Source organism: Streptomyces sulfonofaciens (assembly GCF_014656295.1).
Lineage (GTDB): Bacteria > Actinomycetota > Actinomycetes > Streptomycetales > Streptomycetaceae > Streptomyces > Streptomyces sulfonofaciens.
This window is the reverse complement of the sequence record NZ_BNCD01000002.1, coordinates 576,804-601,078: the sequence shown is the minus strand read 5'-3', so window position 1 is coordinate 601,078 and position 24,275 is coordinate 576,804. Positions and strand designations below refer to the sequence as shown.

Annotated in this window: 17 protein-coding genes and 1 pseudogene; 10 read left to right on the top strand and 8 right to left on the bottom strand. The window is 72.8% G+C overall.

Annotated features, from left to right (window positions below):
• Positions 1-206: 206 nt before the first annotated feature.
• Together IE313_RS05525 and IE313_RS05520 are read right to left on the bottom strand one after the other, a co-directional pair.
• A complete protein-coding gene (locus IE313_RS05525; RefSeq protein ID WP_373316920.1) occupies positions 207-1,346 on the bottom strand; it encodes a polysaccharide deacetylase family protein in 1,140 nt (379 codons plus the stop codon).
• A 396-nt stretch (positions 1,347-1,742) separates the two neighbouring features.
• Positions 1,743-3,548 carry a pectate lyase-like domain-containing protein gene (locus IE313_RS05520; protein WP_189929746.1) on the bottom strand — a complete coding sequence of 602 codons (1,806 nt, stop codon included), beginning with the start codon at positions 3,546-3,548 and terminating at the stop codon, positions 1,743-1,745.
• 543 nt (positions 3,549-4,091) lie between these two features.
• On the opposite strand from IE313_RS05520, the pseudogene IE313_RS05515 reads away from it, so the two are divergent.
• Positions 4,092-4,970: pseudogene (locus IE313_RS05515) on the top strand (glycoside hydrolase family 16 protein); the annotation flags it as partial.
• Between the two features lie 352 nt (positions 4,971-5,322).
• On the opposite strand, the gene IE313_RS05510 reads toward IE313_RS05515, so the two are convergent.
• The 6 genes from IE313_RS05510 to IE313_RS05485 form a co-directional block, all read right to left on the bottom strand.
• A complete protein-coding gene (locus tag IE313_RS05510) occupies positions 5,323-5,862 on the bottom strand; it encodes a universal stress protein (RefSeq protein ID WP_189929744.1) in 540 nt (179 codons plus the stop codon).
• A 3-nt stretch (positions 5,863-5,865) separates the two neighbouring features.
• Positions 5,866-7,134: an SLC13 family permease gene (locus IE313_RS05505; protein ID WP_189929743.1), complete on the bottom strand. Its 1,269-nt coding sequence runs from the start codon at positions 7,132-7,134 to the stop codon at positions 5,866-5,868.
• 134 nt (positions 7,135-7,268) lie between these two features.
• Positions 7,269-8,738 (bottom strand): GH1 family beta-glucosidase, encoded by a 1,470-nt coding sequence (locus IE313_RS05500; RefSeq protein WP_189929742.1) that lies wholly within the window; start codon positions 8,736-8,738, stop codon positions 7,269-7,271.
• A gap of 168 nt (positions 8,739-8,906) precedes the next feature.
• The gene (locus IE313_RS05495) at positions 8,907-9,824 is read right to left on the bottom strand and encodes a carbohydrate ABC transporter permease (RefSeq protein WP_189929741.1); all 918 of its coding nucleotides are present in this window, start codon (positions 9,822-9,824) and stop codon (positions 8,907-8,909) included.
• A 13-nt stretch (positions 9,825-9,837) separates the two neighbouring features.
• Complete coding sequence (locus IE313_RS05490; protein ID WP_189929740.1) at positions 9,838-10,809, bottom strand: carbohydrate ABC transporter permease; 972 nt, start codon at positions 10,807-10,809, stop codon at positions 9,838-9,840.
• Positions 10,810-10,926: 117 nt separating this feature from the next.
• Positions 10,927-12,237 (bottom strand): ABC transporter substrate-binding protein, encoded by a 1,311-nt coding sequence (locus IE313_RS05485; RefSeq protein WP_189929739.1) that lies wholly within the window; start codon positions 12,235-12,237, stop codon positions 10,927-10,929.
• A gap of 306 nt (positions 12,238-12,543) precedes the next feature.
• On the opposite strand from IE313_RS05485, the gene IE313_RS05480 reads away from it, so the two are divergent.
• From IE313_RS05480 to IE313_RS05440, 9 genes are all read left to right on the top strand, one after another.
• On the top strand, positions 12,544-13,557 hold the full coding sequence (locus IE313_RS05480) for a LacI family DNA-binding transcriptional regulator (RefSeq protein WP_189929738.1): 1,014 nt from the start codon (positions 12,544-12,546) through the stop codon (positions 13,555-13,557).
• Positions 13,558-13,689: 132 nt separating this feature from the next.
• A complete protein-coding gene (locus IE313_RS05475; RefSeq protein WP_189929737.1) occupies positions 13,690-14,814 on the top strand; it encodes a substrate-binding domain-containing protein in 1,125 nt (374 codons plus the stop codon).
• Positions 14,815-15,034: 220 nt separating this feature from the next.
• Positions 15,035-16,336, top strand: a complete 1,302-nt coding sequence (locus IE313_RS05470; protein WP_229924412.1) for an ABC transporter substrate-binding protein — start codon at positions 15,035-15,037, stop codon at positions 16,334-16,336.
• Positions 16,337-16,422: 86 nt separating this feature from the next.
• Positions 16,423-17,424, top strand: coding sequence for a carbohydrate ABC transporter permease (locus IE313_RS05465; protein ID WP_189929735.1), 1,002 nt, complete (start codon positions 16,423-16,425; stop codon positions 17,422-17,424).
• A 2-nt stretch (positions 17,425-17,426) separates the two neighbouring features.
• Positions 17,427-18,338, top strand: a complete 912-nt coding sequence (locus tag IE313_RS05460) for a carbohydrate ABC transporter permease (protein WP_189929847.1) — start codon at positions 17,427-17,429, stop codon at positions 18,336-18,338.
• Between the two features lie 45 nt (positions 18,339-18,383).
• Entirely contained in the window at positions 18,384-19,412 is a 1,029-nt protein-coding gene (locus IE313_RS05455) for a hydroxyacid dehydrogenase (RefSeq protein ID WP_189929734.1), read from the top strand.
• Positions 19,409-21,301 carry a DUF2264 domain-containing protein gene (locus IE313_RS05450; protein WP_189929733.1) on the top strand — a complete coding sequence of 631 codons (1,893 nt, stop codon included), beginning with the start codon at positions 19,409-19,411 and terminating at the stop codon, positions 21,299-21,301. The genes IE313_RS05455 and IE313_RS05450 overlap by 4 nt, the downstream gene beginning before the upstream one ends.
• Before the next feature lie 341 nt (positions 21,302-21,642).
• Positions 21,643-22,761 carry a lactonase family protein gene (locus IE313_RS05445; protein WP_189929732.1) on the top strand — a complete coding sequence of 373 codons (1,119 nt, stop codon included), beginning with the start codon at positions 21,643-21,645 and terminating at the stop codon, positions 22,759-22,761.
• Positions 22,762-23,075: 314 nt separating this feature from the next.
• Positions 23,076-24,146, top strand: a complete 1,071-nt coding sequence (locus IE313_RS05440) for a LacI family DNA-binding transcriptional regulator (protein ID WP_189929731.1) — start codon at positions 23,076-23,078, stop codon at positions 24,144-24,146.
• Positions 24,147-24,275: the final 129 nt, after the last annotated feature.

The window sequence follows — 24,275 nt, the reverse complement described above, 5'->3', positions numbered from 1 at the left end:
CCGAAAGCCGGTGGGCGCGGTGGGGGGCGCGCAGGAAGCGGGCGTGGGGAGGCTACGGTCACCCGGCCGCCCTCGGCATGGGTTCTCCGTACACAGTGCATCAGGGGGAAGTGGTGCCCGGCACCGTAGGGCCAGGGGCGCACGGCGGTACGGGCCGGCGGGCTGAACAGCGGAACCACGGAAAGGCGTGACAGCGCGGCCGGCCGCTATGTCCGGGTGAGGAAGCCGGCCCAGCCGTCCGGCGGCGCCTCGCCCACGTCGAGTGAGCGCAGCCTCTCGACGACCGCGGGCTCCTGGGCGTCGAGCCAGTCGACGAGTTGCCGGAACGACACCAGCCGTACGTCCGGGCAGTCGGACATCCGCTTCAGTGCCTCCTCCACCGCGTCCATGTAGATGCCGCCGTTCCACTCCTCGAAGTGGTTTCCGATGAACAGCGGTGCGCGGTTGGTCCGGTAGGCGCGCTCGAAGCCGGCGAGGTAGGACGCGACGGCCTGGAGGCGCCAGGCGTCGTGGTGCTCGGACGGGGCGTTCATGGAGTCGACCGACTGGTTGGCGAGGATGTTGTAGTCCATGGACAGCACCTCGAAGGTGCGGCCGGGGAAGGGGATCGACTGCAGGGGCAGGTCCCAGATGCCGTTGCGCCGCCGGGGCCAGCGCTGTGTGCCGCCGGACGAAGAGGCGTCGTAGCGCCAGCCGAGGTCGCGTGCGGTGGGCAGCAGGTTGGCCTGGCCGAGCAGGCAGGGGGTGCGGCCGCCGATGAGTTCGAGGTCGTAGTCGAAGGGCAGGGGCTCCTCGGTGAGCCAGCCGGTGTTGGTCCGCCAGGTCTTGACGAAGGTCCGGGCCTGCTCGATCTCGCTGCGCCACTGCCCGGGCGTCCAGTACTCCACCGATCCGGCGCCGTCGCAGAAGTGCCCGTTGAAGTGGGTGCCGATCTCGTGGCCGTCGAGCCATGCCTGCCGCACGCACCGCAGGGTCTGTGCCAGGTGGGTGTCGGTGAGGTAGTCGATGTCGGAGGCGCCGACCGGGTTGTTCGGGGGCCGGTAGAGGTGTCTCCTCGCCTCCGGAAGGAGGTAGATGCCGGACAGGAAGAACGTCATCCGGGCGTCGTGGTCCCGCGCGAGCCCGAGGAAGCGCGGGAAGAGTCCGGTGCCCACCTCGCCCGCGCCGTCCCAGGAGAAGACCACGAACTGGGGCGGCACCTGCCCGGGCGCCAGGGCGACGGGCGCGGCCGGCTGGCGGGGCTGGTCGCCGGTGTAGGCGGTGGAGCCGTCACCGATCCGCCGTACGACGTCCTTCGTCTCCGGCGGGGCGCCCATCCGGGCGTTCAGGCGCCGAGGCCGGGCCATGGCCCGCTCCTCCCCCGGCCCTGCGCATCCCGCGAGACCCGTCGCCGCGCCCAGTCCAAGCCCCAGCCTCACCGCGTCTCTCCGGCTGATCCCGCTCACTGGTATCCCAACCCGTGGCCTGACGGACACGTCGTGCGTCGCCTCCACCGATGGACGCACCATATATCCGATAAGCATATAAATAGGCGGTTCAACACGGGGTGCCGGACGAGGCGACCGGAACAGACCCGGCAAGGGGGCATCCGACCGGGCCGGGGGCGGGACACCATGGACACCGGAGGGGGACACGCCGGGGCGCCGGAGCGGAGTACACGCACAGGCGCCGCGGCTCGGGGCCGCGGCGCCTGCGGGCTCACGGGGTGTCAGGACACGGGGTCCGACGGGGTGGCCGCGGGTCTACGGGTACGACGTCACCGTGGAGGGCACGGTGCTCGTTCCCGAGGTCGCCGGGCCGGTGTTGTTGATGACGTGGGCGTACTGGCCCTGGCCGCCGAGCGACACCACCAGCAGGTCGTGGAACTTCACACCCGACTTGTCGGGTGCCTCGAACCCGTGGTCCTGCACGATGGACGGGGCGACGTTGTAGTAGCAGTAGCTGCCCAGGCCCCAGCCCTCGTGGGTGTTGACGGAGTCGGCCACCTTGTAGGCGGCGAACCCCCTGGTGCTGCCGTTCTGGATGGCCGCCTGGTTGGGGGCGTCGTACGACTTCTCGTTCTGGAAGAAGATCGTCTTGCCCCTCTCGCCGTTCCACTGCACGTCGTACTTGTTGAAGTGCTCGACGAACAGGCCGGTGGCGAGCACGTCGTCGCCGTTGACCACCAGACCGTAGTCGGCCCTGTTGGTGTCCCAGCCGACGCCGCTGCCGTGGTCGGCGCGCCACAGCCAGGTGTGGTCGATGATGGTGTCATCGCTGTTGACGGTGATGGCGGTGGTGACGAGGCCGGCCCCCGCGCCGCCGACCCGGGCGAACACATCCTGCAGCGATGTCGGGTTGCCCGAGTGGTCGGCGGAGGCACCGGGCGGGCCGACCTGGAGGAGCTCCGCGGAGTTCCTGCTGCCCGCGTCGAGCAGGAAGCCGGCCAGCTTGACGCCGTCCACGTCCGCGACCTTCATGGCCGTCACACCGTTGTCGGGCTCGATCGTGGCGTATCCGAGGCCGAGCACCACGGTGTTGGCCCGGTTGACGTTGATCGACTGGTCGACGTGGTAGACCCCGGGCGTGAACAGCAGGTTCAGGCCCTGGGCCAGCGCCGTGTTGATGGTCGCGGCGGAGTCCCCGGGGTGGGCGACGTAGAACTTGTCCAGCCCGATGGAGTCACCCGCCGGTGTGCCGTTCGCCCACGACACACCCTGCGCGTTGGTGCGCTTCGCGGGGACGAACACCTTGTAGGTGCTGCCGTCCAGGTAGAGGAACGGCTTCTCGCGGGAGACCGGTGTGGTGCTGAGCGTGGTGTACGGCGGGTTCGGGAAGGTCTGCGCCGGTGCGCCCTGCACACCGGAGAAGACCATGTTCCACACGCCGTTGCCCCAGCCCCCGATGGAGCTGTCGCGGGTGTACCACTGCTGCTGCGAGTAGGGGCCCACGGAACCGTCGATCTTGCTGTCCGCGATGTAGCCGCCGCTCGCCCAGCCGTAGCCGTTGGGGGCCAGGTTCAGCCCGCCCTTCACGTGCATCCGGCGGAACGGCGCGGCCTGCGCCACCGCCCAGCGGTCGTCGCCGCTCACCGGCTTGAGGGCCAGGTTCTCGGCGCTGCGCCAGAAGTTCTGGGTGGCGTTGCCGTTGAACCAGCCGGCGTCCACCGTCACGTCGCCGTTGATCGTGGTGCTGTCGGGCGTCAGGCCGAGGCCGGAGATGGAGGTGTAGAAGCCGAGCTGGGCGTTGAGGCCGTTGTAGGTGCCCGGCTTGAAGAGGAGCTGGTAGCGCGCCTCGCCGAACTGGTTGCTCTCCTGCTTCCTGAAGACGTCGTCGAGGGTGGCCTGGATGTTCGGCGTCGACGGGTCGAAGACGATGACGTTGGGACCCAGGTCGCCACCGCCGGCCAGCGGAGCCGCCTGCGCGGTGCCCGGCGTGAGTGCGGGCACCAGGGCGACGGCCAGCGCGGTCAGGGCCGCGCCGAGCACGGCCCTGACCGAGGCGCGGCGACGGCGGTGCGTCGGGTGCACTCTGCCCGGCTCCGCCGGGCTGCGTGGGGGAGAATGCATGTCGGAGTACTCCTGGAGTAGATGAGGTGCGGACTGCCGCCTCGACCCGAGAGAGCGCTCTCAGTCGGCAGGGGGATCCTTCTCCCGGCCGTGGCACCACGTCAAGACTTGTGCAGGGACTGGCAGTTGCCGCCGCCTCGCCGCACGTTCGGGCGCAGACACGGCAGCGACACCGGAGCAACATGGGCCGCTTGCCACTTACAGGCCGCATGCCCGAATTCAAGATCTCACGGAACAGGCGGCCGGGGACGCATGGTGCGATCAGAAGGTGAAGCACAGGCACGAACAGCCTGGTGGCACGGCCGCCGCGCAACGCGCCAGCCGTGCGGCGCGCCCGACTCCCGGTTCGGAAAGGTGTGTACCAGACCTTGACACTCTCTTGCTTCATTCCTTAAATCAAGGTCGAACCACGTACGTACCGAACCCCACCTCGGTCGGCGTCTCCCCCGGGGGGCACGCCTGCTGGTTTCTGTCAGATTCATGACAGGCTCACACACTCCGGAAGTACCCCCCCCCCCCCCACACACACCGGAAGGCAGAGTCATGGACTCTCCGCACGTTGGCCGGCGCCTGCTCATCGCCGGCATCTCCACCCTGGTCGCCGCCTCCGCCCTGGCCGTCCCGGCGGCGGCGGGCGCGAGCACCCCGGCCGACACCGCGGCCAAGCCGGCCGCGCAGTTGTCGGCGGACTTCTCCGACACCTTCGACGGCCCGGCCGGCTCCGCCGTCGACTCCTCGAAGTGGGTGCAGGAGACCGGCGACAACAACGGCAACAACCATGAGCGCCAGTACTACACGGCGGGCAACGCCAACGCCGCGCTCGACGGCGACGGCCACCTGGTCATCACCGCCCGCAAGGAGAACCCGAGCAACTACCAGTGCTGGTACGGCACCTGCGAGTACACCTCCGCGCGGCTGAACACCGCCGGCACGTACAGCGCCCAGTACGGGCACGTCGAGGCACGGATGAAGATCCCGCGCGGCCAGGGCATGTGGCCCGCGTTCTGGATGCTCGGCACCGACATCAACTCGGGCAACAACTGGCCGAACTGCGGCGAGGTCGACATCATGGAGAACATCGGCAAGGAGCCGGGCACCGTGCACGGCACCATCCACGGCCCGGGTTACTCCGGGGCGAGCGGTATCGGTGCCGGCTACGACCTGCCGGGCGGCGCCGCCTTCGCCGACGACTTCCACACCTTCGCCGTCGACTGGGCGCCCGACTCCATCAAGTGGTCCGTGGACGGCAACGTCTACGAGACCCGCACCCCCGCCGACGTCGGCGGCAACGAGTGGGTGTTCAACAAGCCGTTCTTCCTGATCCTCAACCTCGCGGTGGGCGGTGACTGGCCGGGCGACCCGGACGGCAACACCAGCTTCCCGCAGGAACTCGTCGTCGACGAGATCTCGGTCAGCACCAGCGGCTGATCCCCGCGGCACCACGCGGCACTCCTGCCGTCCGCCGCCGGACCGGCGCCTGAGACGTCGGTCCGGCGGCTCCCGACGGGCGCGCGGCACGGGACTCCCCCGCGCCGCGCGCCCGTCCGCGCGTGTGCTCGTCCACCCGTTCGCGCGCCCGCTCGCGCGTGTACGCGCGTCCGTCCGTTCGCCCACCCCTCCACCGGCCCGTGCGCCCGCCTCGGGGCGCTCCCCCGTTCGGACGGGTCGGCGCGGGCGGAGGGCCCCCGCCGCCCCGGTGCCGGCTGCTCCGCCGTGGCGCGCGCCGTGCCGCGGTGCGCGGGGTGCGGCCCTGGCGGCGGGAGGGCGCGGTGCGTCAGCCGTGGCGGGGCGGATTCGCAGGAGGAACCGGCGGGTGGGGCGGGGCCGGATGGCCTGGCGGGTGGGGAGGCAGGGTGGCCAGTGCGGGCGCGGCCGCGGGCCAGACCAGCAGGACGGGACACGGGGCGTGGTCGACGACGAAACGGCCTGCCGGTGCGAGGCTGTGCGGCCCGAGCCGGTCCGGGTCGCCGTCGCGTGCCACCACCAGCAGCTCGGCGCCCTCCGCCGCGGCCACCACCTCGCGCTCCACGTGCCCGTGGCGCTCCAGGCGCACGCAGGGGCGCCGCAGCCGCCGGGCCGCGGCGCGAAGGAGTTCCTCCGCGGCGTCGGCGCCCAGGTCCGTCAGCCGCTCGCCCGGGTCGTCCTCGGGTTGGCCGCGGCCCAGCAGACCCGCGAAGGCGCCGTGCGCGACCGCGGGCACGTCGTCCCCGCGGACGTGCAGCAGCGCGATCTCGGCGCCCTCGCGCGCATGGGCGCGGGCCGCGTCCACGCAGGCCGGCCAGGTGCCTTCGGCGATCCAGACGAGCACGGTCACGTATCAGCCTCCGATGACGAGCAGGGACAGCCACAGCGCCGGCACGGCGACGGCGAGCGCGGCGGGCACGGTCAGCGCCCCCAGCCGGGTGAACTCCGCCAGGCCGACGTCATGCGCGTGCCGGTGCGCGATCCGCCGCCACAGCAGGGTGGCGAGCGAGCCGGCGTAGGTGAGGTTCGGGCCGATGTTCACACCGAGCAGCATCGCCAGCACCGCACCTGGGCCGGCGTCGGCGGTCAGCGGCAGCAGGACGAGCACCGCGGGCAGGTTGTTGATCACATTGGCGAGTACGGCGGCGAGTGCGGCCACCGCGAACAGTTCGCCCGGCCCGGTGCCGTCCGGGACCAGCCGTCCCAGCAGCTCGCCGAGACCGCCGTCCACCACCGCGCGCACCACCACGCCGAGGGCCAGGACGAAGGCGAGGAACGGCAGGGCCGCCGCCCCCAGCAGTCCCGCAGGGCTGATGCGTCGGCGGGCCAGGGCGCGTACGGCGAGCACCGCGGCTCCGGCAGCCGCCGCCCAGGCCGGTGCCGCGCCCAGCGCGGACGCCAGGACGAACCCGGCCAGTGTGCACCCGACGGTGGCCAGCGCGAACAGCGGCGGTTCAGGCGTCTCGCCGGTGCTCGCGGGCGCGACGGGCGCGACCAGCTCCGCTGCGAAGAAGCGGCGCAGGACGACGTACTCGGCCCCGACCGCAAGCAGCCAGGGCAGGGCCATCAGCGCGGCGAACCGGGTGAAGCCGAGGCCGCTGGCCGAGAACGCCAGCAGGTTCGTCAGATTGGAGACCGGCAGCAGCAGCGACGCGGTGTTGGCCAGGTGGGTGCAGGCGTAGACGTGCGGCTTGGGCCGGACGCCGAGCCTGGCCGCGGTCGCGAACACCACCGGGGTGAGCAGCACGACCGTGGCGTCCAGGCTGAGCACGGCCGTGATCAGGGACGCCAGCACGAAGACGGCGCCCAGCAGCCGCCGTGCGCCGCCGTGTCCGCCGGCCGGCGCGCCGCGCGCCATCAGGGCGCCGCACCAGCGGAACAGCCCCTCGTCGTCGCAGAGCCGGGCGAGCACCAGCACCGCGGCCAGGAAGCCGACCACCGGCCCCAGACGGGCGGCCTCGGCGCGGGCCTGGTCGAGCGGCAGCGCCCCGGTGGCCAGCACCACCAGGGCGGCGGGCACCGCGACGGCCGCCTCCGGGAGGCCGAAGGGCCGCAGCACCGCGCCCGCCAGTACGGCGACGAGCAGGACGGCGGACAGGGCCTCCAGCAAGGGTGTGTTCAACCAGGGCGGCCTTTCCGTGGCGTGATGATCGACGGTGTCTCCATCATCGCGCCCGGTGCGGCCCCGGCCGGCGGCGGGTGGTGCCGGCCGGGGCCGCCCGTCACCCGTTCACCGGCCGGGGGCCGGTCACCCGCTCACCGGACGGAGTGCGCCGCGCTGCCCGCCGGGAGGGCGCCGGTGCGGGCGACCTGCCCGTACCAGCGTGCGCTGGACTTCGGGGTGCGCGTGCCGGTCGGGTAGTCCACGTACACGGCGCCGAACCGCTTGCTGTAGCCGTGCCCCCACTCGAAGTTGTCCAGCAGCGACCACAGGAAGTAGCCCCGCACGTCCACGCCCGCCTCGATGGCCCGGTGCACCGCCGCCAGGTGGCCCTGGAGGTAGGCGATGCGGTCCGGGTCGTGCACCTCGCCGTTGGGGTCGACGTAGTCGTCGAAGGCGGCGCCGTTCTCGGTGATCACCAGGGGCAGGCCCGGGAAGTCGGCGCCGAGCCTGCGCAGCAGGTCGTACAGGCCGCTCGGGTCCACCGTCCAGCCCATGGCGGTCCTGGTGTCGCCCGGCGGCTGGTGGAAGGCGACCCGCTCCGCGCCCGGCCAGGGGCTGTGTGCGCTCCTGCCGTGCCCGTCGAAGGTGTGGGTGCCCTCGCCCCGGGCGGCCGAGACCAGGGTCGGCGAGTAGTAGTTGACCCCGAGGAAGTCCAGCGGCTGGCGGGCCAGTGCGGTGTCGCCGTCGTGCACGAAGGACCAGTCGGTCAGCCGGGCGGTGTCCTCGAACAGGTCGGCCGGGTACGCACCGTTCAGCATCGGTCCGGTGAAGACGCGGTTGGCCACCGCGTCGATGCGGCGTGCCGCGTCCAGGTCGGCGGCGTCCTCGCTGCGGGCGCGGACCTGGTGGATGTTGAGGGTGACGGACAGCCGTGCGGCCGGCGACAGGACGGACCGCAGTGCCTGGACGGCCTTGCCGTGCGCCAGGTTGAGGTGGTGTGCGGCGCGCAGGGCGGCCACCTGGTCGGTGCGGCCGGGCGCGTGCACCCCCGAGCCGTAGCCGAGGAAGGCGCTGCACCAGGGTTCGTTGAGGGTGGTCCAGGTCCGCACCCGGTCGCCCAGCGCCTCGGCGGCCAGGCCCGCGTACTCGGCGAACCGGTCGGCGGTGGCGCGCTCGGGCCAGCCGCCCGCGTCCTCCAGTTCCTGCGGGAGGTCCCAGTGGTACAGGGTGACGACCGGTTCGATGCCCTTCTCCAGGAGCGCGTCGGCCAGCCGCCGGTAGAAGTCGAGCCCCTTCGGGACGGCGGGCCCGCGGCCGGTCGGCTGGATGCGGGGCCAGGACAGCGAGAAGCGGTAGGCGCCTACGCCCAGTCCCGCCAGCAGGTCGACGTCCTCGCGCCAGCGGTGGTAGTGGTCCGTGGCGATGTCGCCGGTGTCGCCGTTGCGCACCTTGCCGGGTGTGCGGCAGTAGGTGTCCCAGATGGAGGGGGTGCGCCCGTCCACGGCCGCGGCCCCCTCGATCTGGTAGGCGGCGGTCGCCGTGCCCCAGGTGAATCCCTCCGGGAAGGTGCGAACGGCGGTGGTGTCCGGGTCGGCTGCGGGGCGGTGGGTTGCTGTGGCCACGAGGGTCCTTCCGGGAGCGTGGGTCCGTCGGGTGGACGGAGGGTGGATCGGTGGTTCGGGGGCGGCCCGCTCGGGGGCGGCCCGTGGCGGCGCGGGGGCGGGAGCCGGGGGAGGTGGCTCGGTCCTGCGCGCCCGCGCGGGGCGGCGGCCGGGGCCCACCGTGCGCCCTCACCCCTTGACGGCGCCCTGCATGATGCCGCCGACGATCTGCCGCCCGAAGACGAGGAACATCGCGAGCAGCGGCAGCGTGCCGAGCAGGGCCCCCGCCATGATCAGCGAGTCGTCGCGGATGTAGCCCTCGCTGAGCTTGGTGAGCGCCACCGGCACGGTCGGGTTCTCCATGTCGAGCGCGATGTAGGGCCAGAAGAAGTCGTTCCAGGCGTGCACGAAAGTGATCATGAACAGTACGGCCATCGCGGGCCGCGCCACGGGCAGCACGATGCTCCAGAAGATCCGCAGCGAGTGGGCGCCGTCCACCCGGCCGGCCTCCACCAGCTCGTCCGGCAGCGCCTCGGCCAGGTACTGGCGCATGAAGAACACGCCGACCGCGCTGACCAGCGTGGGGAAGATGACGGAGGGCAACTGCTGGCTCCAGCCGAGCTGGGTCATCATCATGAACAGCGGGACGACACCGAGCTGCGGCGGCACCAGCATCGTGCCGATCACCAGCATCAGCAGGATGTTGCGGCCCCTGAAGCGCAGCTTGGCGAAGGCGAAGCCGGCCAGGGTCGCGAAGAGCACCGTCGACAGCGCGATGGTGCCGGCCACGATCAGGCTGTTCGCCATCGCCTTGCCGAGCGCGGCGTCCTGCCACGCCTTGCCGAGGTTGTCGAGCAGGTGCGGGCCGGGCAGGAACGGCGGCGGGGTCTGGGTGATCCGGGTGTTGTCGCTGGAGGCGGCCACCATCGTCCAGTAGAGCGGGAAGAGCGAGACGAGCGCGGCCAGGGCGAGCAGGACGTAGGTGACCGGTCCCGCGTGGTGCTGGCGTCCGGCGCGTGGCCGTGGCAGGAGCCGCGGGCGTCCGGCGGGGCGGTCCGGGGTGCGGGTCCGGGTGCCCGGCCGGGCCCTGAGGCTGTCGGTGGTCATCGCGGGTGCTCCTTCAGGACGTGCGGGAGAGAAGGCGCCTGAGGACGCGCTGGACGAGGAAGAGGAGGATGAGCAGCAGGAACATCGCCCAGGCGACGGTGGCGGCCCGACCCATCTGGTAGTTCTTCCAGCCCTCCTCGTACAGCAGCAGGCCGAGCGTCTGGTACTGGTTGTCCGCGCCGCCGGTGATGCCGTTGGGGCCCTGGCCGAAGATCAGCGGCTCGCCGAAGAGCTGGGTGGCGCCGATCGTTGAGAGCACGATGGTGAAGACGATCGTGGAACGGATGCCGGGGATGGTGACCTTGAGGAACTGCTGCCACCGCGAGGCACCGTCGATGGCCGCCGCCTCGTACCGTTCGAGCGGGATGGCCTGCATGGCCGCCAGGTACAGCAGCGCGTTGTAGCCGGTCCAGCGCCAGATCACGATCGAGGAGATGGCGGACTGCGCCGCCCACTTGTTGCTCTCCCAGTCGATGTGGTCGACGCCGAACAGGCTCAGAAACCAGTTGATCATCCCGAAGTCGCGTTCGAAGAGCATGGTGAAGACGAGCGCGGCGGCTCCCACGGACGTCGCGTAGGGCGTCAGCGCGGCCACCCGGAAGAACGCGGAGCCGCGCAGCCGGTAGTTGAGCAGGTGCGCGAGCCCGAGCGCCATCAGCAGTTGCGGGACGGTCGAGATCACCCCGATGGTGAACGTGTTGCGCAGTGCGTTCCAGAAGCGGTCGTCGTTCCAGAGCGCGGTGTAGTTGTCGAAGCCCACCCACTCCATCAGGTTCAGCGTGGACAGCTCCACGTGGTGCAGGGAGATCCAGCAGGTGTAGATCAGCGGGTAGAAGCTGAAGGCCGCGAAGACGACGAAGAACGGGGCGATGAAGGCGTAGGGGGCCGCGCGCAGGTCGAGGCGGTGCAGGAGGGTGCTGCGCCGCGCGCGGCGGCCGGGCGGTGCGGTGGCGCCCGGCGGGGGCAGGGGGGTGGAAGTGGCCACCGGAGGAGTCCTTACGTGAGGGGCGCTGTGGTTCCGTGCGTGCGGTGCCGCGCCCGAACGGGCGCGGCCCGGTGACCGTCTGGTGCGCGGTCACCGGGTGCCGTGCGCGGCACGGCGTCAGCCGACGGCCTTCTGGATGCGTTCGTCGGTGTCGGCCCAGGCCTTGTCGGGAGCGGTGTGCTGCGACTCGACCTGCTGCAGGCCCTGTCCGAAGATGTCCTTGATGGTGCCGTCCTTGCGGCCCAGCACCTGGTGGTCGGGGATCTGCCGGGCGGCCTCGGAGAAGATCCGGCCGATCGGTGCGCCGGAGAAGTAGTCGGACGTGGCGTCCTGCACCGCGGGCGAGGCGAGCGCCTTCTGCGAGGAGGGGAAGTTGCCGAGCTTCTTGAAGAGGAACTCCTGCTGCGCGGGGGCCGTGAGCCAGGCGACCAGCTTCTTGGCCTCCTCCTTGACCGGGCTCGCCTCGGTCACCCCCAGGAAGGAACCGCCCCAGTTGGCGTTCCTGGGCGCCTTGGCGACGTCCCACTTGCCGGAGTTGGCGGGGCCCGCCTTCTCGGTGATGTGGGCGAGCATCCAGGCCGGGCAGACCGTCGTCGCGAAGGTGCTGTTGGCAAGGCCCGGGTCCCAGCCGGGCTGGAACTGCCGCAGCTTGGCGGTCAGCCCGGTGGTCGCGGCCTGGGTGGAGAGGTTCCAGGCCGCCCTGACCGCGGGACTGGTCTTGTAGATCAGGTCGCCCTTCTCGTTGTAGAACTGCTCGGGGTTGCCGTAGACCATCGCGTTGAACAGGGCGCTGGCGCTGTCCACGTAGGCGACCTTGGGGTCCTTGTTGTGGGCTTTGAAGTCCTTGCCGACGTCCACGTACTTCTTCCAGTCGCCGGCCCACAGCTTGCCGACCTCGTCGCGGTCGGTGGGCAGTCCCGCCGCCTTGAAGAGGTCCTTGCGGTAGCAGACGGCCAGCGGGCCGATGTCCGTGCCGAGACCGATCACCTTGCCGTCCCCGGTGGTGACCTGGCCCTGCTTCCACGGCAGGAAGTGGTCGGTGCCCGGCACCTTGGCGAGGTCGACGAACTTGTCCGCCTGGGTGTCGACGAGTTCCTTGGCCCGGCCTATCTCGATGCCCTGGATGTCCTTCAGGCCGCTGCCGGCGGCCAGGTGGGTCTGCAGCGCGGTGTAGTACGTCTGCTCGTCACCGGCCACGTCGGTCTTGATCTGGACGTCCGGGTGCTCCTTCATGTACCGCTCCAGGAGCCCGGTCTCCTTGAACCCCATCACCCCGAACAGTCCCATGGTGATCACGGTCTTGCCGTCCTTCTTGCCTCCCCCCGTGCCGGAGCTGCTGCCGCCGCATCCCGCGACGAGCCCCAGGGCGGCCGCGGCCGCCACGGTGGCGATGATCCTGTTGCGCAACGTCCTGCGGGCAGTTCCCATTCGTCCTCCTAGCGGCGGCCCTGACGCACCGCAGCCCCGGCCGGGCCGACCGGGTCGACCGGTCGTGTCCCTGGCTCGAATCCTGCGGTGGGTACGTTCCCACCAGTGCGCGGATGTACGGTGGGAACGTTCCCAAAGGTGCCCGAAGCGTGACCGGCGGACGCTGACCGTGTCAAGGACATGACGGCACTTGTTGCGGACGACGCCTGCGGAACGTCGTCCGCAAGAGCCGGGAAAGGCCGTGCATTTCTGGCAGAATGCGCCGGTGACGGGCGGCCGGACCCGCGCGGAGGCAAGGGAGGAGCCATGGGGGGCAGGCAGCGTCCGACCATCAAGACCGTGGCCGCGCGCGCGGGCGTCGGGCGCACCACGGTGTCCCGCGTGATCAATGGCTCGGATCTGGTCAGCGACAAGGCACGCGCGGCGGTCCTCGCCGCGATCGCCGAGCTGAAGTACGTGCCGAACTCCGTGGCCCGTGGCCTGGTCACCAGCCGGACGGACTCCATCGCGCTGGTCATCCCGGAGTCGGAGAGCCGGCTGGGCTCGGAGCCGTACTTCTCCGCGGTCATCCGGGGCGTCAGCACCGGTCTCGCCGCCACCAGGACCCAGCTCCAACTGGTGCTGGTGCGCGACCAGGGCGAACTTGACCAGCTCACCGACACGGTCGCGACGCGCCGGGTGGACGGGGTGCTGCTGGTGTCGGTGCACGCGGACGACCCGCTGCCCGGGCTGCTGGAGGAGATGGGACTGCCCACCGTGCTGGCCGGGCGCCGCTCGTCCTGCGAGTCGCTCAGCCATGTGCACTCCGACAACGCCGGGGGCGCGGCGGCGGCCGTACGGCACCTGATGGCACGCGGGCGCAGGACGATCGCGACGATCGCGGGCCCCCAGGACATGGACGTCGGCCGGGGGCGGCTGGGCGGCTGGCGGGAGGCTCTGACCGGGGCCGGACGGGAGCCGGACGGCCTGGTGGCGGTCTCCGACTTCACCGAGGAGGGCGGAGAGCGGGCGATGGCCCGCCTGCTCGCCGACGCCCCCGGCCTGGACGCGGTGTTCGCGGCGTCCGACGTGATGGCGGCCGGGGCCCTGCTGGAGCTGAGGCGGCAGGGCAGGCGGGTCCCGGAGGACGTCGCGGTGGTCGGATTCGAAGACTCGATCATCGCGCGGCACACCAACCCGCCGCTGACCAGCGTGCGGCAGCCCGTGGAGGAGATCGGCGAGACCATCGCCCGGGTGCTGCTGGAGGAGATCGCCGATCCGGACGCGCCCCGCCGGCACCTCGTCCTGCCCACCGAACTGATCGTGCGCGCCTCCTCCTGAGCGCGAGGGCGGGGCGGCCCGGCGGCACGATCGTCCTGAACCCGGCTGGACAGCCGCGTCGGCCCGATCGTTATGCTGCCACGGAAAGCGTTCAAACGAACATCCATCGGGGCAGGGCGAGGGGCGGTCACCATGCGGGACACGGTCGGTGCCCGGCGCAGGCGGATCCTCGCCGCGGTGGACTCGCGCGGCACGGCCAGGGTCGTGGAACTCGCCCAGGAGCTGGGCGTATCGGTGGTCACGGTGCGCCGCGACGTGGAGGAGCTGGAGCGTGCCGGCAAGCTGACGCGCGGTCACGGGGTGGCCCGTTCGACGGCGGCGGTGCGCGCCCAGGCGCCGGTGGCCCAGGACCCGCCCGCGGACGGCGGCGCGGTGGGAGTGGTCGTCCCCGAGCGCCACTCCTACCTCTACGAGGCCCTGCACGGCGCCCGCACCGCCCTGGAGGCCGCCGGCCTGCGGATCGCCCTGCACATCACGCCGCCCGCGGCCGGCGCCGAGCGCCCCCTGGTGGAACGCGCGCTGGCCGGCGGCGCCCGCGGCCTGATCGTCGCGCCCCGGTGGCGCAGCGCCGCCACGGAGGAGGCTGACTACGGCTGGCTGGCCGCCGTGGACGTGCCCATCGTCCTGATGGAGCGCAGGCCGCGCCCCGGCAGCGCCCTGCACGCGCTCGACTCGGTCTGCTCCGACCACTGGTACGGCATCCATCTGGCGATCGACCACCTGGTGTCGCTCGGCCACCGCCGGATCGTGCTGGCCGCGCGGGACGACAGCCCGACGGCCCGTGCCATCCGCGCGGCGTTCGCCGGGATCGCCGCGGCCCGGCCGGAGGTGGACGACTGGTCGGTGGTGCTGAGCTCGCCGGAGGCGGCTCCCGGCGTGCCGGCCGGGGACGGCTCGGCGGCAGGGCCGCTGGACCTCGCGGCGGTGCTGCGCGAGCGGGGTGCGACGGCCGCGGTGCTGCACGGCGACGTGGACGCGCTGATCCTGGTGCAGCGGCTGACGGAGCGCGGGGTGCGGGTGCCGCGGGACTGCTCGGTGGTGGCCTACGACGATGGGGTGGCGGCCCTGGGCAGCACGCCGCTGACGGCGGTGGCGCCGCCGAAGACGGAGATCGGACGGGCCGCGGCGGAGCTGCTGCTGCGGCGGCTCGGTCTGCCTGAGGGCGCCGTGCCCGGGCCGGTGCGCAGGATCGAGCTGCTGCCCGAGTTGAAGCTGCGCGGCTCCGTCCGCGCCCTGGCCGCACCGGTCGCTGACTGAGCGTTTGACCGCTTCGAGTTTCTTCTGATCGGTCTATTGACCCGGTCTGGTCAGCCGATCAGGATGCCCGTGTCTCACACCGGAGCCGCGGGAGGCCGCCATGCCCAGTCGACTGCCTGCACCGCCTGCAGAGGCCGCACCACCGGCACCGCCCGCGCCGGACGCGGGCCCCCCGCCGTCGCAGGAGGCGCGGCAGCGGCCGGGCAGCAGCCGCAGGTCCGTGCTGACGGCGCTCACCGCGCTGCCGCTGGCGGGCGCCGTGAGCGCCTGCGGGAGCGGCGGGTCCTCCTCGGGCGGCTCGAAAGGGGTCACCCGGCTCACCTTCTGGTCGGCGCTGCGCGGCAGCCAGCAGGTGGTGGACGAGTTCAACCGCACCCACGAGCGCATCCAGGTCGACTTCGAGCAGATCCCGTCGGGGACCCAGGGCGGCTACCTCAAGCTCAGCAACGCCGCCCGGGCCGGCAACTCCCCCGACGTGGCCACCATCGAGTACCCCGAGGTGCCCGAGTTCGCCATCGACGGAGTGGCCCGCGACATCACCCCGCTGGTGGACGGCGGGCTGCGCAGGAAACTGCTGCCGCAGTCGCTGGGCCTGACGACGTTCAAGAAGCGGATCTACAGCGTGCCGCTGGACGTCGAGCCCATGGTGATGCACTACCGCAAGGACCTCTTCGACCGGTTCGGCATCGAGGTGCCGCGGACCTGGGACGAGTTCGAGCAGGCGGCGCGCACCGTGCGGAGGAGGGCACCGGAGCGGCGCCTGGCCGTCTTCCCCACGGACGGTGCCGAGACGTTCGCGGCCTTCGCCTGGCAGGCCGGCGCCCAGTGGTACGACATCCGCGACGGGGCCTGGAACATCTCCCTCGCCGACGAGCCCACCCGCCGGGTCGCCGCGTACTGGCAGCGGCTGGTCGACGAGGACCTGGTCTTCGCCAATCCCGGGACGGGCAAGCTGAACGACGCGCAGATCGGCAGGGGCCTGCTGCTGGCCCGGTTCTCCGGCGCGTGGGACGCCGGGGCGCAGATGAACGCCCGGCCGGCGCAGAAGGGCGACTGGCGCATCGCGGGTCTGCCGCAGTGGGACCCGGACCGGCCGGTGGTGAGCACCCAGGGCGGTTCCACCTTCGCCGTCACCAAGGACTGCCGGCACCCGGAGGCCGCGATGGAGTTCATCGCGTGGCAGGTCTGCGACCCGGCATCGCTGCGGGCCAGGCTGTCCAGCGGCGCCAGCAGCCAGTACCCGGCCGCCCCCGGTCTGGTACAGGTGGGCAGGAAGGCGTTCGACCGCTCGTACTACGGCGGCCAGGACATCTACCGGCTCTTCGACGAGGAGGCGCGCAAGATCGGCCCCAACTGGCGGTGGGGGCCCCGGATGCGGCCCACCGTCACGGTGATGCAGGACGGCTTCGCGCGGATGAGCGGCGGCCGGCAGTCCGTCATCGGCGCGGTGCGCGCCGCGCAGCGGGGCACCATGCCCGACCTCAGGGCGCTCGGGCTCGCCACCACGCAGCACAGCACATGACGCCGGAGCCGGCCGGCCCGGCACCCGCGGCCACCGGCGCCGGGCACCGCAGTGACCACAGCAGCGAAGAGGCAGGTGACACCTCCATGACCACGACCGCTCCCTGGCCCGCCGCCGGCGAGGGCCGGGCACCCGCCGCGGTGCCCGCGCCGCGCGGCGCCCGGCGCACCGCCCGGCGCCGTGCGCTCGGTGCCTGCGGCGTCCTGATGACGCCGTTCTTCGTCCTCCTCGTGACGGTCTTCCTCATCCCCGTCGCGACCGCCGTGTGGCTCAGCTTCTTCGGCTCCGACGAGCCCGGCCTCGGCTTCGGCCCCGAGCGCACCGTCTTCGTCGGCCTGCGCAGCTATGCGGCCGTGCTCACCGACCCCACCTTCCTCTCGGGCCTCGGCGTCGTGGCCCTGTACTGCCTCCTCTACATCCCGCTGATGGTGCTGTGCGCGCTGGTCCTCGCACTGCTGCTGGACTCCGGGGTGGTGCGGCTGCGGGCCTGGGCGCAGCTCGGGCTGTTCCTGCCGCACGCGGTGCCGGGCATCATCGCCGCCATCATCTGGCTGTACCTGTACACACCGGGGCTGTCACCGGTGATCGACCTGCTCGGCAGGGCCGGGGTCACCGTGGACTTCCTCGGCATCCACACCGTCGTACCGTCGATCGTGAACATCGCCCTGTGGAGCAACCTCGGCTACAACATGGTGGTGTTCTACGCCGCGCTGCAGGCCGTGCCCCGTGAGGTGGTGGAGGCCGCGGTGGTGGACGGCGCGGGCCCGGTGCGCACCGCGCTCCAGGTCAAGACGCCGCTGATCCGGGCGTCGATCGTGATGGTGGCGATGTTCACCCTGATCTTCGCGCTCCAGCTTTTCACCGAGCCGATGCTGCTCAGCCAGTCCACACCGATGATCAGCTCGCGCTTCTCGCCCAGCATGTACATCTACGACGCCGCGTTCAACCGCAACAACTACGGCCTGGCGTCCGCGGCCTCGGTGGTCCTGCTGGTGTGCACCATCGCGCTGTCCTACGGGGTCACGCGCTGGACCGGCCGGCTCGACGCCCGGAGCGTCCCCGACGAGCAGCAGGAGGCGGCGGTATGAGCATGGGCAGGGCCCGGGACGTCAGGGGTGTCAGGGGTGTCAGGGTGGACGGGCCGGCGGGGGCCTCCGCGGCGCTGCGCCCACGGCTTCTGGGCCGCTCCACCGTCAACGTGGTCGTGGCGGTGTCCGTGCTCTACACGCTGCTGCCCGTGCTGTGGCTGGTGCTGGCCGCCACCAAGGGCAGTGACGCCCTGTTCAGCAGCGACCTGCTGTCGTTCCGCGACTTCGCGCTGTTCTCCAACGTGCGTGCGCTGTTCGCGACGGACGGCGGGCTCTACGGACGGTGGTACGTCAACAGCCTGCTGTACGCCGTGCTGGGTGCCGCGCTCGGCGCACTGATCAGCGTGGCCTGCGGCTACGCCTTCGACAAGTACCGCTTCCGGCACAAGGAGAAGCTGTTCGGCCTGGTGCTGGCCGCGGTGATGGTCCCCCAGACGGTGCTGGCGCTGCCGCTGTACCTGATGGCGTCCGGTACCGGCGTGGTCAACACCTTCTGGGCGGTCTTCGTCCCCGTCCTGTTCAACCCGTTCGGTGTCTACCTGGGGCGTATCTTCAGCCAGGGGTACGTTCCCGACGAGGTGCTGGAGGCGGCGCGGGTGGACGGCGCGGGTGAGCTGGCGACGTATGCGAAGGTGTCCCTGCGGATGCTGGTACCCGGGGTCGTCACCATCTTCCTCTTCCAGCTCACCGGCATCTGGAACAACTTCTTCCTGCCCTTGGTGATGCTCTCCGACCAGCATCTGTACCCGGTGAGCCTCGGCCTCTTCACCTGGAACAGCCAGGCATCCGTGACACCCGACTACTACCCCGTGGTCATCACGGGATCGCTGCTCGCGGTGCTCCCGCTGATCGTCGCCTTCGCCCTGCTGCAGCGCTTCTGGCGTTCCGGCCTGACCGCCGGGGCCGTGAAATAGGCCGGACCGCCGCCACCGGGCCCGGGCCGTACGCAAAGGAGAAGAATGCCCGTCGCACCCAGCGATCGTCCCCGTCCGCGCGCCGCCGTGGCCATGGGGCCGGACGCGGCGTCGGCCGTGCTCGCCCCGCCCGCCCTCAAGGCGCTCGGCGCGGTGTGCGACCTCGCCCCGCCGCCCGTCCTCGACGACTTCGGCACCGACCGCGCCCGCGGGGTGCTCGCGGACGTCGAGCTCCTCGTCACCGGCTGGGGCTGCCCGCCGCTGGACGCGGCCGTGCTGGCATCTGCGCCCCGGCTGCGTGCGGTGGTGCACACCGCGGGCACCGTGCGCGGCCATGTCACCGAGGCGTGCTGGGAGCGCGGCATCGAGGTGTCGTCCGCCGCCGCGGCCAACGCACTGCCGGTGGCCGAGTACACCGTCGCCATGATCCTGCTCGCGGGCAAGCGGGTGCTGGAGCGGGCCGCCGCCTACCGGCTGGCACGCCGGCGCGACGAGCCGCTGCACGTCCCCGCCTCCGTCGGCAACTACCACCGCACGGTGGGCATCCTCTCGGCCTCGCTGATCGGCCGCCGCGTCATCGAACTGCTGCGCCCCTACGACCTGCACGTGCTGCTGCACGACCCGTACGTCACCGACGAGGAGGCCCGCGCGCTCGGCACCCGCCCGGTGGGCCTGCCCGAGCTGTTCACCGGCAGCGACATCGTCAGCGTGCACACGCCCCTGCTGCCCGCCACCCGGGGACTCGTCAGTCGCGACCTGCTCACGTCGATGCGCACGGACGCGGTGCTCATCAACACGGCACGCGGCGCGGTCGTCGACCAGGACGCCCTCACCGACGTCCTGCGGCAGGGCAGCATCCGTGCCGTGCTCGACGTCACCGACCCCGAGGTGCCCCCGCCCGACCATCCCCTGTGGGACTGCGGCAACGCGCTGATCACGCCGCACCTGGCCGGCTCGCAGGGCAACGAGTGGCGGCGTTTGGCGGACCTCGCCATCGGTGAGGTGAAGCGCTGGGCCGCGGGCGACGGCTTCGCCCATCCCGTGCGACGCGAAAGGCTGGCATTCCTGGCATGAGCTCCCCCCTTGAACTCCCCGGCGACGAACGGCAGCCGAGCCCGTACACCGGATACACCCGGGTGCACTGGGAGGCCGCCGCGGACAGCCTGCTGCGTGCCGCCTGGCGCTGGGCCACACCGGGCAGCGCGCTGCTCGACCTGCCGGGCCGGCCGTCCCGCTCCGGGGTGCGCTCGGACGGCCTCGAAGGGTACGCGCGCACCTTCCTGGCCGCCGGCTTCCGGGTCGCGGGCGCCGGCGGGAAGGACCCGTTCGGCTGGCTGGAGCGGTACGCGGCGGGCCTCGCGGCGGGCACCCGTACCCCGGGCCGCGACGATGCCGAGTCGTGGCCCCTCGTCCTCGACCACCATGTGCAGGGCCAGCCCATGGTGGAGTCCGCCTCCGTGGCCCTCGGGCTGCGCCTGACCAGGCCCTGGCTGTGGGACCGGCTGGAGCCTGGGGTGCAGGACCGCGCCGAGGAGTGGCTGCGCGGCGCGCTGCGGCACACCCCGGCACCGAACAACTGGTACCTCTTCCCCTTCACGGTCGCCGGCTTCCTGGAGTCGGTCGGCCGCGGCGACGCGGAGACGGCCCGGGCCCGTGAGAGGGCGCTCGAACTGCTGGACTCCTGGTACCTCGGCGAGGGCTGGTACTCGGACGGCGACGGCCGCGCCTTCGACCACTACAACGGCTGGGCGCTGCACCTGTATCCGGTGCTCGACGCCCACCTGGACGGCGACGCGGCCCGCTCGGAGCGCTACGGCGCACGGCTGCGCGCACACCTGGAGAGCTTCGGGCTGTTCTTCGGCGGTGACGGCGCCCCGCTGCACTTCGGCCGCTCGCTGACCTACCGGTTCGCCGCCGGCGCGGCGGTGGCGCTGGGCGCGGTCACCGGGCACACCCCGCTGTCGCCCGGCGCGTCGCGGCGCATCGTCAGCGGGGCGCTGAGGTACTTCCTGGACCGGGGGGCGAGCGGCCGCGAAGGACTGCTGAGCCTTGGCTGGCACGGGCCGCACGAGGCCACGCTCCAGCCGTATTCGGGGCCGGCCTCGCCGTACTGGGCGTCGAAGGCGTTCGTCTCGCTGCTGGCGCCGGGCGACCACCCGCTGTGGACCGACACCGAGGAACCCGCGCCGAGCGAGGGCCCCGACCGGGTGGTCGCGCTGCCCGGTCCCGGACTGCTGGTGCACAGCACCCGGGCGGACGGCATCGTCCGGCTCCACAACCACGGCTGCGACCACGTCCGCCCGCACGAGGGCGAGGCAGGCGTCGAGGACGATCCGCTCTACGACCGGCAGGCATACTCGACCCGCTCGGGGCCCACCTCCGCCGTGAACACCGCGGACAACCACCTCTGCGTCGAGGTCGGCGGAGTGCAGAGCGCCCGCCGCCGGATCCGGCCGCTGGGTGCGGGGCAGGGGGACGGGTGGGGCTGGGCGGCGTCCTGGCACCGGCCCGTCTTCCCGCAGGGCGCGCCGATGGTGCCGGGGCTGCGGGTGGAGAGCGTCACGGTGGTGCGCGGCCGTTACGAGCTGCGGGTGCACCGGGTGGCCGGCGCGCCCGACGGGGCGCGGCTGCGGCAGACCGGCTGGGCCACCGGGCCCGAGGAGCCGGTGACGTCCGCGCTGCACCCGGTGCACGGCTGGGACAGCGCGGACGAGGTACGCGCGCCGCAGGGCACCGCCTTCACCCGCTGGGCGCTCGTCCCGCGCCTGACCGCCGACGACGCGGGCGGCAGCGGGGTGTACGCGGCCCTTGCCACGCTGACCGCGGAGGAGGACCCCGAGCCGCTGCCCCGGACGCTGACGGAGGTGAGTGTGACGGCGGACGGCTTCGAGGCACGCTGGGCGGCGGACGGCGCCAGGACGCGGATCACGTTCCGTCCGCTGACGGTCGAACTGCTGCCCTGATACCGCCGGCCCCGGTGGGCGCCGGCCCGCTCCCGCCCGGTGCGGGCCGCGTCCCCCGGCGGGTCCGGCCGCCCGGACCCGGCCGACCGGACCCGGGCGGCCGGATTCGGGCGGCTGGACCCGGGCGGCCGGTGGCCGCTCGTCCCGGCCGGAACCCGAGGGGGCCTTGCGGCCGAGCGCACACCAGGACACTGTGGTGCCCCGCCCCACGCTCCACGCTCCACGACTCGCGACCCCGACCCCGACCCCGACCCCGACGCACGGCGGACGATCCACTCACGGCGGACGATCCACGCGAGAGACCACGTCCGCATCCCCCCACACACACGAGGTAACCGCGCATGACCAGAACAAGCCGACGACGCTTCCTCGGTGCGCTCGCCGCGGGAGCGGCCTTCGCCACCGCCCCCGCCTCCGCCGCCCTCGCCACCGGTGCGGCCCCCCGCGCCGGGCGCACCCTCTACCTCGGCACCTACGGGTCCGGGGTGGGTGTCGCCGCCTATGATCCGGCGAGCGGCGAGATCACCGCGCAGGGCACCGTGGACGGCGTCAGCAACCCGTCGTTCCTGGCGCTGCACCCGTCCGGAGACACCCTCTTCGCCGTCGACGAGCAGTCCGACGGCGGGGTGACGGCCATCTCGCTCGCCGGCGGCACCGCCAAGGTGCTGGGCACCCGGAGCACCGGCGGCGACGGCCCCTGCCACCTGTCGGTGCACCCGAGCGGCGCCTGGCTGCTGAGCGCCAACTACAACTCGGGCAGCGTGGCCGTCCACCCGATCGCCGCCGACGGGTCGCTCGGCGCGTACACCGACCTCGTCACCCACGACAGCCCGCCGCCGGGACCGCAGGGCGGCCCCCACGCCCACCAGATCCTCACCAGCCCCGACGGGGCCTTCGTGCTCGCCGTCGACCTCGGCACCGACTCCGTGTACACCTACACGCTGGACGAGAGCGCGGGCACGCTCACCCCGGTCTCGGTGGCCGCCTTCCCGTCCGGCTCCGGGCCCCGCCACCTCGCCTTCCACCCCGGTGGCGGGTTCGCCTACGTGGCCTGCGAGCTGGCGAACGCGGTCGTGGTGTGCGGCTACGACCGGGCCACCGGAGCGCTGACCCCGGGTGAGCCGCAGTCGACGGGCGCCGACTCCGACTCCAACGCCCCGGCCGAGATCCTGGCCACGTCGGACGGTGCCTTCGTGTTCCTCTCCAACCGCGGCGACGACACCGTCGCACGGTACGCCGTCGGATCGCAGGGGGCCGCGCTGCAACTGCTGGACACCGTGCCGGTCGGCGGCACGTTCCCGCGGCACCTCGCCCTCTCGCCCGACGAGAGCCTGCTGTTCGCCTCCAACCAGCACTCCGGCACCGTCACCGTCTTCCACCTCGACAAGGCCACCGGCGAACTGCGGAGCGCGGGCCCGCCCTTCGCCCAGCCGTCCGCGGTGTGCGCCCTGCCGCTGTGAAGCCGGTGCGGTGAGGCCCGCCCCGCACCGGAGAGGTACCGCACGCGATCGCAGGGGCGCCGCCTCCGCACGGCCGGGCGGGGGCGGCACCCCGGCGAAGGCGCCGGGCGCACCTGCGGAGGCGGCGGGACGGACCTGGCGCCGCGGCTCGGCGCCACGGTCGTGGCAGGGCCCCGAGGCACAGGGTCGACGCCACGGCTGAGGAAAACGCCACGGCGCAAGGGCGACACCACGGCTGAGGGCGGCGGTGGACGGCGCACGTCAGGTGGCCCGACCGCACAGGAGAGCGCTCTCCGTTCGGGTACAGTGCGGATATGAGCAGCAAGCCGCAGGGAGTCACGGCCGGGCCGCCCACGCTGGAGGACGTGGCACGGGTGGCCGGGGTGTCCCGCGCCACGGTCTCCCGGGTCGTCAACGGCATCCGCAATGTCGACCCGGCGATCCAGGAGGCGGTGCGCGCGGCGGTGGCCGCCACGGGGTACACCCCCAACCGTGCCGCCCGCTCCCTGGTGACCCGCCGCGCGGAGACCATCGCGCTGGTGGTGTCCGGCGCGGGCGGCGAGTCCCCCGAGGAGCAGGCCGCGTTCGCCTCCCGGGTGTTCTCCGACCCGTTCTTCGGCCGGGTGACCAGCGGCGTCATCGGCTATCTGCGGCCGCGCGCGATGCATCCGGTGCTGATGTTCGCGGAGACCGGCGCGGCGCGCGACCAGGTGGTGGCGTTTCTGCGGCAGGGCAGCGCGGACGGCGCCCTGGTGGTCTCGACCCACGCGGACGACCCGCTGCCGACGGTGCTCGCCGACGCCGGGCTGCCCGCGGTGCTGTTCGCACGCCCGGCGCGGCCGGTGCCGATCAGCTATGTCGACCTGGCCCACCGGGACGGCGCGCGGCTGGCCGCCGAGCACCTGCTGGCCCGCGGCTGCCGCCGGATCGCCACCATCACGGGACCGCTTGACGTGGTCGCGGGCCAGGACCGGCTGGCCGGTTTCCGGGATGCGATGGCGCGGCACGGGCACGGCTACGTGCCGGTCGCCGAGGGCGGCTTCACCCGGGACAGCGGTGAGGAGGCGATGGCCCGCCTGCTCGCCGAGCACCCCGGCCTCGACGGGGTGTTCGCGGCCAACGACCTGATGGCCCAGGGTGCCTGCCGGGTGCTGCGCGAGCAGGGCCGGCGCGTGCCCGAGGACGTCGCGGTGGTCGGCTTCGACGACAGCAGCGCGGCCGCCGCCTGCGTACCGCCGCTGACCACGGTGCGCCAGCCGGTGGAGGACATGGCGGCGGAGATGGCCCGGCTGCTCCAGCGGCGCATGGAGCACCGTGACGACCCGGACGGCGGCGTGGCCTCGGTCATCTTCGAACCGGAGCTGGTGGTCCGCGAGTCGGCGTGAGCGGCGCGGGGCCGGAGGCCGGGGCCCGAGGGCTGGGGGACGGGGGGGCTCAGCGGCCCGGGCATCTCCCACGGCTGCCGCAGGTCCGGGGCAGGGGACGGGCGAGCCCGAACCGGGTGTGTGCCGCGT

Coding starts and splice junctions, on each gene's coding strand:
- IE313_RS05450 (WP_189929733.1), top strand. CDS start 19,409: ATGAGCTCCCCCCTTGAACTCCCCGGCGACGAACGGCAGCCGAGCCCG.
- IE313_RS05520 (WP_189929746.1), bottom strand. CDS start 3,548: ATGCATTCTCCCCCACGCAGCCCGGCGGAGCCGGGCAGAGTGCACCCG.
- IE313_RS05485 (WP_189929739.1), bottom strand. CDS start 12,237: ATGGGAACTGCCCGCAGGACGTTGCGCAACAGGATCATCGCCACCGTG.
- IE313_RS05465 (WP_189929735.1), top strand. CDS start 16,423: ATGACCACGACCGCTCCCTGGCCCGCCGCCGGCGAGGGCCGGGCACCC.
- IE313_RS05445 (WP_189929732.1), top strand. CDS start 21,643: ATGACCAGAACAAGCCGACGACGCTTCCTCGGTGCGCTCGCCGCGGGA.
- IE313_RS05525 (WP_373316920.1), bottom strand. CDS start 1,346: ATGGCCCGGCCTCGGCGCCTGAACGCCCGGATGGGCGCCCCGCCGGAG.
- IE313_RS05455 (WP_189929734.1), top strand. CDS start 18,384: ATGCCCGTCGCACCCAGCGATCGTCCCCGTCCGCGCGCCGCCGTGGCC.
- IE313_RS05495 (WP_189929741.1), bottom strand. CDS start 9,824: ATGACCACCGACAGCCTCAGGGCCCGGCCGGGCACCCGGACCCGCACC.
- IE313_RS05460 (WP_189929847.1), top strand. CDS start 17,427: ATGGGCAGGGCCCGGGACGTCAGGGGTGTCAGGGGTGTCAGGGTGGAC.
- IE313_RS05480 (WP_189929738.1), top strand. CDS start 12,544: ATGGGGGGCAGGCAGCGTCCGACCATCAAGACCGTGGCCGCGCGCGCG.
- IE313_RS05440 (WP_189929731.1), top strand. CDS start 23,076: ATGAGCAGCAAGCCGCAGGGAGTCACGGCCGGGCCGCCCACGCTGGAG.
- IE313_RS05475 (WP_189929737.1), top strand. CDS start 13,690: ATGCGGGACACGGTCGGTGCCCGGCGCAGGCGGATCCTCGCCGCGGTG.